The following is a 13,190-nucleotide window of genomic DNA, read 5'->3' on the forward strand; positions in this document are numbered from 1 at the left end:
GTACTGAGGAGTTGAACCCATGAAGGCAGCGGTCGTACGAGCCTTCGGCGAGCCCCTGGTCATCGAGGAGCGCCCCGACCCCGAGCCCGGCCCCGGCCAGGTCCGCGTCCGGGTCGAGGCCTCCGGCCTGTGCCACACCGACATCCACGCCGCGCACGGCGACTGGCCCGTCAAGCCGAACCCGCCGTTCGTGCCCGGCCACGAGGGCGTCGGCCTCGTCGAGAAGCTCGGCGACGGCGTCACCCACCTGAGCATCGGCCAGCGCGTCGCCGTGCCGTGGCTGGGCAAGGCCTGCGGGCGGTGCGAGCACTGCCTGTCCGGCTGGGAGACGCTGTGCGAGGAGCAGATCAACACCGGGTACGGCTGCGACGGCGGATACGCCGAGAAGATGCTGGCCTGGGCCGACTTCGCGCAACCCGTGCCGCGGGGCGTCACCGCCGTCGACGCCGCGCCGCTGACCTGCGCCGGCGTCACCACGTACAAGGCGCTCAAGGTCGCGGGCGTCCGGCCGACCCAGCTCGTGGCGATCTCCGGCGTCGGCGGGCTCGGCCACCTGGCCGTGCAGTACGCCAAGATCGCCGGAGCACAGGTCGCGGCCATCGACGTCACCGACGAGAAGCTCGAACTCGCCGCGGAACTCGGCGCCGACCTCGTCATCGACGCCCGCAAGGAGAACGTCGGCGAGGTGCTCAAGCGGTACGGCGGCGCCCACACGGCGATCGCCCTCGCCGTGAACGAGAGCGCGTTCGCCGCCGTCAACTCCGGCCTGCGGCGCGGCGGCAAACTGGTCATGGTCGCGCTGCCCGCGCACGGCACGGTGCAGGTACCGATCTTCGACACGGTCCTGAACGGCACCTCGGTGATCGGCTCGATCGTGGGCACCCGGCAGGACCTCGCCGAGGTCTTCCGGCTGCACGCGGCCGGCCGCACCAGGGTCGTCAGCGAGACCCGCCCGCTGGCCACGGTCAACGAGTCCATCGAGGACGTCCTGCGCGGCCAGGTCAAGGCCCGCATCGTCTTCGACCTGGGAACGGGAAGGTGAGGAAGATGACGACCGCTCAACTGCCCCTGGTCGTGGGCGTCGACGGCTCCGAGCCGAGTCTGCGCGCGGTGGACTGGGCGGCCGACGAGGCCGTCCTGCGCGGGGCGCCGCTGCGGCTGGTGTACGCCTGTCTGTGGGAGCGCTACGAGGGAGCCGCACTCGCCCGGGACATCGGCAAGCCGTCCACACAGGTGCTGCCTCAGGAGATAGCCACCGGCGCCGCCCGGCGCGCCCGCGCCCGGCAGCCCGGCCTGGAGGTCTCGTCCGAGGTGGTGTTCGAGGAGCCCGAGTACGTCCTCGTGCGCGAGGGGCGGAAGGCCGCCGCGGTGGTCGTGGGTACCCGCGGCCGCGGCGGTCTCGCCGAAGCGCTCCTCGGCTCCGTCAGTCTGACCGTCGCCGCCCATGCCCACTGCCCGGTGATCGTGCTGCGCGGCAGCCACGACAACCAGGTGACGCCCTCGGTCCACGGCCGGGTGGTCCTGGGCGTCGGAGACGATGTCAAGGACTCGGCGGCCGTCCGCTTCGCCTTCGACGAGGCGCGACGGCGCGGGGTGCCGTTGGAGGCCGTACGGGCCTGGCGGTGCCCCGCGCACGAGAGCACCGACCACCCTCTGCTGGCCGGCGAACCCGCCCGGCTGCACGAGAAGCACGCCGAGGAGGCTCTCGCCGAGGCCCTGCGGGACGCCCCGTCGGACGTCGAGCTGCACAGCAGGGTCGTCGAGGGGAACGCCCGCCAGGTGCTGGTGGACCTCTCGCACCGCGCCGACCTCCTGGTCGTCGGGGCCAGGCACCGCAACGGGCACTTCGGGCTCCAGCTCGGCCGCGTCGCCCACGCGATGCTGCACCACTCCGCCTGCCCCGTCGCCGTCGTACCGCAGCAGGCGTGAAAACGGTGACCGGCTTACAGGCTCGCCGCGTGATCGGGGACGTAGGTCTGCAGATCGCGCGGCGGGCGCTGGTAGCCGGTCGACGGCGGCCGCTCCGGCAGCTCCAGCACCGGCGGCGGCACCTCGTGGTACGGCACGGACTCCAGCAGGTGGGCGATCATGTTCAGCCGGGCCCGGCGCTTGTCGTCGCTCTCCACGACGAACCAGGGCGCCTCGGAGACGTCGGTGTGCACCAGCATCTCGTCCTTCGCCCGGGAGTACGCCTCCCAGCGGGTGATCGACTCCAGGTCCATCGGGGACAGCTTCCAGCGCCGCACGGGATCGTCCAGCCGGCGCCGGAAGCGGTCCTGCTGCTCCGTGTCGCTCACCGAGAACCAGTACTTGCGCAGCAGGATCCCGTCCTCCACCAGCATCCGCTCGAAGATCGGGCACTGCCGCAGGAAGAGCTGGTACTCCTCCTTCGTACAGAAGCCCATCACGTGCTCGACGCCGGCCCGGTTGTACCAGGAGCGGTCGAACAGCACGATCTCCCCGGCGGCCGGGAGATGCTCGACGTACCGCTGGAAGTACCACTGGGTGAGCTCGCGCTCGGTCGGCTTCGGCAGCGCCGCGGTGCGGGCCACGCGAGGGTTGAGGTGTTCCGCGACCCGCTTGATCGTGCCGCCCTTGCCCGCCGCGTCCCGCCCCTCGAAGACGACGACGAGGCGGGCGCCCTGCGCACGCACCCACTCCTGCAGCTTCACCAACTCCGTCTGCAGACGAAGCAGTTCCTTCTCGTACGCCTTGCGCGGCAGCTGCGCCGCCTTCTTGCCGGCCATGCCGCCTCTTCCCCTCGATGACCAGTGGAGTCACTCATGCCGAAGGACGAACGTCAGGACAGCACCGTACTGACCGACGACGAGCTGCGCACCCTGGACGCCCACTGGCGGGCCGCGAACTATCTGACCGCCGGGCAGATCTACCTGATGTCGAACCCGCTGCTGCGCGAGCCCCTGAAGCCGGAGCACATCAAGCCGCGGCTGCTCGGCCACTGGGGCACCTCGCCCGGCCTGAACCTCGTGTACACCCACCTCAACCGTGCCATCGGGGCGCGCGGCCTGGACGCGCTGTGCGTGTGGGGGCCCGGACACGGCGGCCCGTCCGTGCTGGCCAACTCGTGGCTGGAGGGAACGTACGGCGAGACGTATCCGGACGTCGGCCGGGACGCGGCCGGCATGGGGCGGCTGTTCCGGCAGTTCTCCTTCCCCGGCGGTGTCCCGAGCCATGTGGCGCCGGAGACGCCGGGGTCGATCCACGAGGGCGGCGAACTGGGTTACTCCCTCTCGCACGCGTACGGCGCCGCCTTCGACAACCCGGACCTGCTGGTCGCCTGCGTGATCGGGGACGGTGAGGCGGAGACCGGGCCGCTGGCCGCCTCCTGGCACTCCAACAAGTTCCTCGACCCGGTACACGACGGCGCCGTCCTGCCCATCCTCCACCTCAACGGCTACAAGATCGCCAACCCGTCCGTGCTGTCCCGCCTGCCCGAGTCCGAACTCGACGCGCTGCTGCGCGGCTACGGCCACGACCCGATCCACGTCACCGGCGACGACCCGGCCGCCGTCCACCGTGCGATGGCCCGGGCCTTCGACGACGCTCTGACCCGCATCGACCTGCTGCAACGCTCGGCCCGCGAGGACGGCGTGGCCGAGCGCGTGCACTGGCCCGTCATCGTCCTGCGCACGCCCAAGGGCTGGACCGGACCGGCGGAGGTCGACGGCGTGCCCGTCGAGGGCACCTGGCGCGCCCACCAGGTCCCGCTCGCCGGGGTGCGCGAAAACCCGGAGCACCTGCGGCAGTTGGAGGCCTGGCTGCGGTCGTACCGGCCGGAGGAGCTGTTCGACGCCGACGGCCGGCCCGTCGCGGACGTCCTCGCCTGCGTCCCCGAGGGCGCGCGGCGCCTGGGCGCCACCCCGCACGCCAACGGCGGTCTCCTCGTACGGGATCTGCCCGTCCCGGACCTCGACCGCTTCGCCGTACCCGTCGACAAGCCGGGCACCACCCTGCACGAGCCCACCCGGATCCTCGGAGACCTCCTCGAACAGGTCATGCACGACACCTCGGCCCGTCGCGACTTCCGTGTCGTCGGCCCCGACGAGACCGCCTCCAACCGTCTCCAGGCCGTCTTCAACGCCAGCGGCAAGGCCTGGCAGGCCCAGCTGCTCCCGGGCGACGAACACCTCGAACGGCACGGCCGGGTGCTGGAGATCCTCTCCGAACACACCTGCCAGGGCTGGCTGGAGGGCTATCTTCTGACCGGCCGCCACGGGCTGTTCTCCTGCTACGAGGCGTTCGTGCACATCGTCGACTCGATGGTCAACCAGCACATCAAGTGGCTGAAGACATCGAGGGAGTTGGCCTGGCGCGCCCCGATCGCCTCCCTCAACTACCTGCTCACCTCGCACGTGTGGCGCCAGGACCACAACGGCTTCTCCCACCAGGACCCCGGTTTCGTCGACCACGTCCTCAACAAGAGCCCCGAGGTCGTCCGCGTCTACCTGCCGCCGGACGCCAACACGCTGTTGTCGGTGGCGGATCACGCGCTGCGCAGCCGCGACTACGTCAATGTGATCGTGGCCGGCAAGCAGCCCTGCTTCGACTGGCTGTCCATGGACCAGGCCCGCGCCCACTGCGCCCGCGGCGCCGGCATCTGGGACTGGGCGGGCACCGAGGACGGCTCCCGCGAACCCGACGTGGTGCTCGCCTGCGCCGGGGACGTACCCACCCAGGAGGTCCTGGCCGCAGCCCAGCTGCTGCGCCTCCACCTGCCTGATCTGGCGGTGCGGGTGGTGAACGTCGTCGACATGACGCGGCTCCTGCCGCGGGAGGAACACCCGCACGGCATGGGCGACTTCGAGTACGACGGCCTGTTCACGACCGACAAGCCGGTGATCTTCGCCTACCACGGCTACCCGTGGCTGATCCACCGGCTCGCCTACCGCCGCACCGGCCACAAGAACCTGCACGTGCGCGGCTACAAGGAGTCGGGCACCACGACCACGCCGTTCGACATGGTCGTCCGCAACGACCTCGACCGCTACCGCCTGGTCATGGACGTCATCGACCGCGTCCCGGGCCTCGCGGTGCGCGCCGCCGCCGTACGGCAGGAGATGGCCGACGCCCGGACCCGCCACCACGCCTGGATCCGTGAGCACGGCACCGATCTGCCGGAGATCGCGGAGTGGGCCTGGAACGCGTGAGCGCTCCGCTGAGGGTGCCGCGATGGGGCGTCGGTCGTCTGCGGCGCCGGCGTGGCTGGTCGCGCCCACGCGGCGGAGTCGCTGATCGATGCAGCCCCGCGCCCCTTCGGGGGCGCTTCCTGACCCGGCATTGAGGGCGGACCGGCCCACCCGGACCGCCCGGACAGCCCCTGTGGCCGCCGTCCGTTCCGCTGGACGCTCGAAGTGACGAGAAGACTCGAAGGAGTTTCCACGATGACGGACGACGCGCTCAGCCCTGACCGGCGGGCCGGCGAGCCGACCTTCGGCCGTGACGGCCGCCGACCGGGCGGCCTCGGAGCCGAGTCACTGTGCTCGACGCGCGTGTGCGCCTGCTGCCCCGCAGGCCGCGGGACTCGTATCTGCGACGACTCCGCTGAGGAGGGACAACCATGAAGCACAACAAGGTCGGTTCCGTGATGACCACGGAGGTCGTCCGTGCCGAGTACGGCACCCCGTTCAAGGAAGTGGCCCGGCTGCTGGGCGGGCACCGCATCAGCGGACTGCCGGTGGTCGACGAGGACGACCAGGTCATCGGGGTCGTCTCCGAGACGGACCTCATGATCCGGCAGGCCGAGACGCCCGATCCGTTGGAGCCGAAGAGGCGCTTCCGGTTCGCCGTGGTGAGCCGCGACGCCCGCAAGCGGGCCGTCAAGGCCAAGGCCCGTACGGCAGGCCAGTTGATGTCCGAGCCGCCGGTCACGGTGCATGCCGACGACACCATCGTCGAGGCCGCCCGCACCATGGCGCGCCACCACATCGAACGGCTGCCCGTCCTCGACGAGGAGCACCGGCTCGTCGGCATCGTCACCCGCCGCGACCTGCTCCAGGTCTTCCTGCGGCCCGACGCGGAGATCCGGGGCGAGGTCATCGACGAGGTGCTGATACGGGCGCTGTGGCTGCCGCCGCGCAGCATCGACGTCTCCGTGGTGGAGGGCGTGGTCACGCTCTCCGGGCACATGGAACGCAAGAGCGAGACGGAGATCGCCGTCTCCATGACCCGTCAGATCGACGGTGTCGTCGCCGTGGTCGGCAAGCTCACCTACCGGCTGGACGACTCGCACCTCCAGCCCGACGAGCAGCCGCTGCACGGTGTCACCGACGACTGGCTGCGCAAGCTGTGAAATGGAGAGGAGGCGGACCGCCATGACCGTCAACGTGCTGGTCGCCTACGGGACGACGAACGGATCGACCGCGCGGATCGCCGAGGCCGTCGCCGCGGTGCTGCGCAAGGAGGGTTTCACCAGCGAGGCGCTGCCGGCCGCCGCCGTCACCCGCGTCACGCCGTACGACGCCGTCGTGGTCGGCGGCGCACTGTACGCCGGACGCTGGCACAAGGACGCCCGCCGGTTCCTCCGCCGGCACGGCAAGGACCTCGCCGGCCGCCCGCTGTGGCTGTTCAGCAGCGGCCCGCTGGACGCCTCTGCCGCCGAGCGGGACATCCCGCCGGTACCCGGTCTGAAACGCGCCATGACCCGCCTGGACGCCCGCGGACACGTCACCTTCGGCGGCTGCCTGGAGGAGGGCGCCAAGGGCCTTGTCGCCCGGATGATCCTGCGCGACGACAAGGGCGGCGACTTCCGGGACTTCGGCCTGATCGAGGAGTGGGCGGCCCGGATCGCCAAGGAACTGGCGGCGAAGAAGACCTGAAACGCAACGAGAACGCCCACCGCCGACGGCGGAGAACAAGGAGATGTCCTGACCACCACGGTCCCGGCGCCTGAGACGAGGCCAGGCCCCGGGACCATCCAGATGCGGCCCCCCTGAGCGGGAGTGGGCCGCAACCGTCTGCGAGCCCGGGCTGGGGAAGACCGGGCGCGCAGGGGTCTTTGGGTGGCGGGTGCTCAGGTAGATGTGGGGTGGTCGGGCCGCGTCGTGGCAGCGGGCGGACCGGGGCTACGACGGCACGACGGCGACCGGGCACCTGGTGTGTCGCAGCAGGGCGAGAGCCGTGCCGCCGGAGCGGCGGCCGACGACCACCAGCCCGGAGTTGCCGGCGGCGTGGGCGAGGGCCTTGGCCGCGGGGAGCAGCACGACATCCTCCAGGACGTCGACGTCCGGGTACTTGCCGCGCCACGGCCGCAGTGCGTCGGACAGGTGCTGCACCTCGTCGTCCTCCCAGACGGCGCGGTCCTCCTCCGGAACGGCGAATGGCCACCGGGCCGCCCGCGCGGGAAGCGTCCAGACGTGCACCGCGTGCAGTCGCGCGCCGCGCAGCCGGGCCGCCTCGAAGGCGAGGTCCACGGCGTCTCCCGCCGGGTCGCGGGCATCGATCCCCAGGGTCACGCCGTCGGCACGGCCCGCCGGTTCCTCGTCGGCGAACGTGCCGGGCACCAGTACCACCGGCCGGGCGCACCGTGTCGCCAGGGCCGAGGCGGTCGAGCCGAGCGCGATCCCGGCGTGGCCGCCCTCACCGCGCAGACCGAGGACCACGAGATCCGCCTCCTCGGCCATCGTGTCCAGAGCCGCTGCCGGAGTTCCGGTGAGGTGCGTGCTCAGGGCTGTCAACTCCGGATGCCGTTCGGTCAGCTCGGCGACCACCCGGTCCGCCACGGTCTCCGGTCGGTACGGCCACTGCTCGACGGGGTTGGGGCCGCCCGGTGGCGCCACATGGACCACCCGCAGGGGCAGTCCGCGCAGCAGCGCCTCGCGCGCGGCCCAGTCGGCCGCTGCCCGGCTGCGTGCCGACCGGTCTACGCCGACAATGATCACTCGTTCCATGGTGTGCCGCCTTCCGGGCCGGGGACCTCCACCCTGGCCGTGTGGCCCCGCCCCGCGCAGGGGCCGAACGGACCAGGATCGGAGCCCTGGCGGCCCATACCCGCCGGTAGTCCGAAGGGCGAAGCTGGCACCGAGGAGCAGACCGACCGCAGGAGGTGTGCGCCATGCTTCCACCCGTCATCGCCGGAGTCGACGGATCCGCCGAGAGTCTCGCCGCCGCCGAGTGGGCCGCCCGAGAGGCGGCGCGCCGGGACCGGCCGCTGCGTCTGGTGCACGCCTGGAACTGGCACCCCCGTCAGGCGGACGACGAACCCGCCACCGCCTCCCAGCGGCACCTGGCCCGGCGCGTGCTGCACCAGGCACAGGACCGCATCCGCCGCACCTGCCCCGGCGTCCGTCTCGACGACGAGCAGGTCGAGGGCCCCGCGACCGCCGCCCTGCTGAGCGCGGCCGAGCAGGCCGACCTGCTCGTGCTGGGCTCACGCGGCCTCAGCGGCTTCACCGGGTTCCTCGTCGGCTCCGTCGCCCTGGGCGTGGTGGCACGGGCCGCCCGGCCGGTCGTCCTGGTCCGGGCGGGAGAGGAGGCCGCGGACGAGCACCTCCCGGCCGCCGACGGTACGGCCTCCACCCGCACCGGCTACCGGGACGTCGTCCTGGGCCTCGATCTCGGAGACCCCTGCGACGAGGTGATCGAGTTCGCCTTCGAGGCGGCCCGGCTGCGCGGCGCCCGCCTCAGGGTCGTCCACGCCTGGCAGCAGCCGTCCCCGGTCGGGCTCGGCCCCGGGGACATCGGCCTGGTGGACGGACCGCGGCGGGCCGAGGAGTGGCACGGCTTCCTGACCGCAGTCCTGCAGGTGTGGCGCGACAAGTACGCCGACGTAGAGGTCCTCGAGACCGTGACCGAGGGCCGCGCCCAGTCCGCCCTGGTGCGCGCCGCCACCGGGGCGAGCCTGCTCGTCGTGGGCCGCCGTACGACCGCACGCCCGGCCGGCCCGCGCACCGGACCCGTCGCCCACGCCGCCATCCGTCACGTCGGCTGCCCCGTGGCCGTCATCCCCCACGCATGAGAGGCCGAGCCCGATGAGTGCGCCGATCAAGTACGTGTACGAGTTCGCCGAGGGCAACCGGGACATGGCCGCCCTTCTCGGCGGCAAGGGAGCCGGTCTCGCCGAGATGACGCGGCTCGGCCTGCCCGTCCCGCCGGGCTTCACCGTCACCACCGCGGCCTGCAGGCTGTACCTGGCCACCGGCGAGGAGCCGCCCGAGCTCGGCGTCGAGGCGGCTCGCGCGCTGGCCGGACTGGAACGGGCCATGGGCCGCACCCTCGGCGCGCCGGAGGACCCCCTGCTGGTCTCCGTCCGCTCCGGAGCCCGCTTCTCCATGCCCGGCATGATGGAGACCATCCTCGACATCGGCCTCAACGACGCGTCCGTCACCGGACTCGCCGAGGCGTCCGGGCAGGAGCGGTTCGCCTGGGACTCGTACCGGCGGCTCATCCAGATGTTCGGCCGCACGGTGATGGGCGTGGACGGCGACCTGTTCGAGCAGGCCATCGCCGCCCACAAGGCCAGGCGTGAGGTCAAGGGCGACCACGACCTAGACACCGGCGAACTCGTCCTGATCACCGAGGAGTTCAAGGACATCATCCGCAAGGAGACCGGCGAGGAGTTCCCGCAGGACCCCGCCGAGCAGCTGTCCCGCGCCATCCGCGCCGTCTTCGACTCCTGGAACGGCGAACGCGCCCGCATCTACCGCCACCGAGAGCACATCCCCGAGGACCTCGGCACCGCCGTCAACGTGCAGGCGATGGTCTTCGGGAACCTCGGCGAGGACTCCGGCACGGGCGTCGCCTTCACCCGCGACCCCGCCACCGGCGAGAGCGGCGTGTACGGCGACTATCTGCCCGACGCCCAGGGCGAGGACGTCGTCGCCGGCGTGCGCGACGCGCTGCCGTTGGCCGAACTGAAGCGGCTCGACCCGCGCGCGTTCGTCGAACTCGGCGACCACCTGCGCACGTTGGAGGGCCACTACCGCGATCTGTGCGACGTCGAGTTCACCGTCGAGCGCGGCCGCCTGTGGATCCTGCAGACCCGCGTCGGCAAGCGCACCGCCGAGGCCGCCTTCCGCATCGCGCACGACCTGCAGGGCGACGGCACGATCAGCGCCGACGAGGCCCTGGTCCGCGTCGACGGCGCCGAACTGACCCGCCTGATGTTCCCCCGCTTCGAGGTGCGGCCCACCGACGTGCCCCTCGCCCACGGCGTGCCCGCCTCGCCGGGCGCGGCGGTCGGCGCGGTCGTCTTCGACTCCGCCGAGGCCGTACGCCGCGCCGCGACCGGCGAGGACGTGGTCCTGGTGCGCCGGGAGACCACCCCCGACGACCTCCCCGGCATGATCGCCGCCCAGGCGGTCCTGACCAGCCGGGGCGGCAAGACCAGCCATGCCGCAGTCGTGGCCCGCGGCATGGGCAAGGTGTGCGTGTGCGGTGCCGAGGCACTCACCGTCGACCCGGCGGCCCGCCGGTTCACCACCGCATCGGGAGTCGTCGTCCGCGAGGGGGACACCGTCTCCGTGGACGGCACCGCCGGCACCGTCCACCTCGGTGCACTCCCGCTCACCGCGTCCGACGTCGGCCGCGCGCTGGAGACCCACGCGAGCACCGGCCCGGTCACCGAGGCGGTCCTGGGCGCACTGGCCCACGCCGACGCCGTACGCCGCCTGGAAGTCCGGGCCAACGCCGACACCCCCGAGGACGCCGCACGCGCGCGTGCCCTCGGCGCCCAGGGCATCGGCCTGTGCCGCACCGAGCACATGTTCCTCGGCGAGCGCAGGGCACTGGTCGAGGCGATGATCCTGGCTCGCGACGACACGGCACGCGAGGCGGCCCTGGCCGCCCTGCTGCCGCTGCAGCGCGAGGACTTCACCGGCATCCTGGCGGCGATGGACGGACTGCCGGTGACGATCCGACTCCTGGACCCGCCGTTGCACGAGTTCCTGCCGGACCACACGGAGCTGGCGGTCCGCCTCGCCTCCGCCGTGCACCCGGACCCGCACGACCGTGAACTCCTGCGCGCCGTCGAGCGCATGCACGAGCAGAACCCGATGCTGGGCCTGCGCGGCGTCCGTCTGGGCCTCGCCGTGCCGGGCCTGACGGCCATGCAGGTACGGGCCGTGGCCGAAGCGGTGACCAGCCGCCTGCGTGAGGGCGGCAGCCCCCGCGCCGAGATCATGATCCCGCTCGTCGGCACGGTCGAGGAACTGCGCCTGGCCCGCACCGAGACGGAACGCGTCCTCGCCGAGGTCGCGACGGAGACCGGCACGCCGCTCGACCTGCCCATCGGCACGATGATCGAACTGCCGCGCGCCGCGCTCACCGCCGGACGCATCGCCGAGGCCGCCGACTTCTTCTCCTTCGGCACCAACGACCTCACCCAGACCACCTGGGGCCTGTCCCGCGACGACGCGGAGGCCTCCTTCTTCCCGCTCTACCTGGAGAAGGGAGTCTTCGCGGTGTCGCCGTTCGACACGATCGACCAGGAAGGCGTCGGACGGCTGGTGGAGATGGCCGTCGAGGCCGGCCGCGCCGTCAACCCCCGTCTGGAGACCGGCGTGTGCGGCGAGCACGGCGGCGACCCCGACTCCATCCACTTCTTCCACCGGGCGGGCCTGGACCACGTCTCCTGCTCGCCGTTCCGTATCCCGGCCGCCCGCCTGGAGGCCGGACGGGCAGCCCTCGCCGACACCACGGAGACCAGCGACAGCAGGTGACCGTCCCGGTCAGGACCGCGGGGCGTTGCCCATCTCCGCGGTGAAGGCCACCGGGTCGGTGTCGAAGCCTCGCAGCATCTCGTGAAACTCCCACGCCCCGGAGGCGTTCCTGACGAACTCCGCGACCGTCACGGCAGTGGATCCGGCGAACCGCGCGAAGTCGTCCGCCAGCAGCTCCTTGTACCCCTCGACGACCACCACTCCCGCGTTCGACAGGTCGCCGAAGGTTCTGTCGCCGCCGCTCTGGTGGATGGACACCCCCACGACCACCCGGGCGAAGTCGGAGGCCAGGCGATCGAGCTCCAGGACCATCACCTCGACGAAGCCCAGGCCCAGACCGGTCTGGCTGTGCCGGATCATGTTGATGGTGCCGTCCGGCGAGCGGCTGTCGAAGTGGACGGCGTACACCGGCCGCCCGTGCGGAGCGTCCGCCGAGTAGGTCGTGGCGATGATGTCGAGATGGCGGCGCGGCTCGTTCCAGGGACTCGGATCCCACCGCAGCTTTATCTCGACCTTCTCCGGCCCCTTGCCGACGATGCGCACCGGATACCGCCTCCCGAGTAGCACGACCGCGCGGGACGTCCCCTCGCAAGGTCAAGTATGTCAGCGTGCCGGCTTGCCGAGGCCAGTCGAACTCATGGACGTGGTCAGGGAATCCGGTGCGAATCCGGAGCTGACGCGCAGCGGTGAGGCTGACGGGCGGGGTCTCGGCCACCGGATGTCGTACGACGTCCAGGAAGACGCCCCGTGCCGGACGAACCCGAGTTCGCGCACCGACCGGGTGAGCCGTCGGGCCGACGGCCGTCTGATCCTCGACGGCGTCACCCTCGCCCCCGAACAGGGCTCCACCGTCGGCCTGTTGGGCCCCAACGGCTCCGGAAAGTCCACGCTCCTACGGCTGTTGACGGGTCTGCTCGCCCCCACCGCCGGGTCGTCACCCTCGACGGTACGCCCCCCGCCGGGCTGCCGCGCCGTGAGGTCGCCCGCAGACTCGCCGTGGTCGGGCAACAGGCCGACACGCAGGTCGAGTTGACGGTCCTGGATGTCGTACGCCTGGGGACGCGTCCCGCACCGCCGCGCCTCGCCGCCGGCTTCGGCCGAGGACGAGCGGGCCGTGCGCGCCGGGCTCACCGACCGCGCCGACCAGCCCTGGCACACCCTGTCGGGCGGTGAACGCCGGCGGGTGCAGATCGCCCGCGCGCTCGCCCAGGAGCCCCGCGAGCTCCTCCTGGACGAACCCACCAACCACCCAGACATCCGCCACCAGTTGGACCTGCTGACCCTGGTCACCGGCTCCCGGTCACCACCGTCGTCGCCCTGCACGACCTCAGCCTCGCCGCCAGGTACTGCGACCGGGTCGTCGTGCTGCGCGAGGGGCGCGTGGTGGCCTGCGGCGTCCCCGGTGACGTACTGACCGAGGAACTCGTCGCCGAGGTGTGCGGGGTGCGGGCCGCCGTAAGCAGGGAAGGGCCGGATCAGCGGCCTCATGCGCGGTTTCCTGGGAACCCTCTCCTG

General features: G+C 72.2%; 10 protein-coding genes, 1 pseudogene and 1 riboswitch. Of the genes and pseudogenes, 8 read left to right on the forward strand and 3 right to left on the reverse strand.

Annotated elements, in window-relative coordinates:
- Positions 1-19 precede the first annotated feature (19 nt).
- Together IG08_RS0131790 and IG08_RS0131795 are read left to right on the forward strand one after the other, a co-directional pair.
- Entirely contained in the window at positions 20-1,042 is a 1,023-nt protein-coding gene (locus IG08_RS0131790; RefSeq protein WP_030610303.1) for a zinc-dependent alcohol dehydrogenase, read from the forward strand.
- Between the two features lie 5 nt (positions 1,043-1,047).
- A complete protein-coding gene (locus tag IG08_RS0131795; protein WP_030610305.1) occupies positions 1,048-1,929 on the forward strand; it encodes a universal stress protein in 882 nt (293 codons plus the stop codon).
- 14 nt (positions 1,930-1,943) lie between these two features.
- Here IG08_RS0131795 and ppk2 read toward each other — a convergent pair whose 3' ends face one another.
- Positions 1,944-2,747: a polyphosphate kinase 2 gene (gene ppk2, locus IG08_RS0131800; RefSeq protein ID WP_030610307.1), complete on the reverse strand. Its 804-nt coding sequence runs from the start codon at positions 2,745-2,747 to the stop codon at positions 1,944-1,946.
- Positions 2,748-2,783: 36 nt separating this feature from the next.
- Between ppk2 and IG08_RS0131805 the strand changes: the two genes are divergently transcribed.
- The 3 genes from IG08_RS0131805 to IG08_RS0131815 all read left to right on the forward strand — a co-directional run bounded on the left by IG08_RS0131805 (position 2,784) and on the right by IG08_RS0131815 (position 6,836).
- Positions 2,784-5,168, forward strand: coding sequence for a phosphoketolase family protein (locus IG08_RS0131805; RefSeq protein ID WP_030610309.1), 2,385 nt, complete (start codon positions 2,784-2,786; stop codon positions 5,166-5,168).
- A 410-nt stretch (positions 5,169-5,578) separates the two neighbouring features.
- Positions 5,579-6,310, forward strand: a complete 732-nt coding sequence (locus tag IG08_RS0131810; protein ID WP_030610312.1) for a CBS domain-containing protein — start codon at positions 5,579-5,581, stop codon at positions 6,308-6,310.
- A 22-nt stretch (positions 6,311-6,332) separates the two neighbouring features.
- Positions 6,333-6,836: a flavodoxin domain-containing protein gene (locus IG08_RS0131815; protein WP_030610315.1), complete on the forward strand. Its 504-nt coding sequence runs from the start codon at positions 6,333-6,335 to the stop codon at positions 6,834-6,836.
- Positions 6,837-7,082: 246 nt separating this feature from the next.
- Here the strand turns inward: IG08_RS0131815 and IG08_RS0131820 are convergent, their stop codons facing one another.
- Complete coding sequence (locus IG08_RS0131820) at positions 7,083-7,907, reverse strand: universal stress protein (RefSeq protein ID WP_030610319.1); 825 nt, start codon at positions 7,905-7,907, stop codon at positions 7,083-7,085.
- Positions 7,908-8,071: 164 nt separating this feature from the next.
- Here IG08_RS0131820 and IG08_RS0131825 point away from each other — a divergent pair, with 164 nt between their 5' ends.
- The gene (locus IG08_RS0131825) at positions 8,072-8,974 is read left to right on the forward strand and encodes a universal stress protein (RefSeq protein ID WP_030610322.1); all 903 of its coding nucleotides are present in this window, start codon (positions 8,072-8,074) and stop codon (positions 8,972-8,974) included.
- 13 nt (positions 8,975-8,987) lie between these two features.
- The gene (gene ppdK / locus IG08_RS0131830) at positions 8,988-11,675 is read left to right on the forward strand and encodes a pyruvate, phosphate dikinase (protein WP_030610325.1); all 2,688 of its coding nucleotides are present in this window, start codon (positions 8,988-8,990) and stop codon (positions 11,673-11,675) included.
- A gap of 9 nt (positions 11,676-11,684) precedes the next feature.
- On the opposite strand, the gene IG08_RS0131835 is transcribed toward ppdK, so the two are convergent.
- Entirely contained in the window at positions 11,685-12,218 is a 534-nt protein-coding gene (locus IG08_RS0131835) for a TerD family protein (protein WP_052424948.1), read from the reverse strand.
- A 107-nt stretch (positions 12,219-12,325) separates the two neighbouring features.
- Positions 12,326-12,450, forward strand: a riboswitch (cobalamin riboswitch).
- A gap of 6 nt (positions 12,451-12,456) precedes the next feature.
- Between IG08_RS0131835 and IG08_RS57565 the strand changes: the two are divergent.
- Positions 12,457-13,172: pseudogene (locus IG08_RS57565) on the forward strand (ABC transporter ATP-binding protein); the annotation flags it as partial.
- Between the last annotated feature and the right edge of the window lie 18 nt (positions 13,173-13,190).

Source organism: Streptomyces fulvoviolaceus, assembly GCF_000718165.1.
Classification (GTDB): domain Bacteria; phylum Actinomycetota; class Actinomycetes; order Streptomycetales; family Streptomycetaceae; genus Streptomyces; species Streptomyces fulvoviolaceus.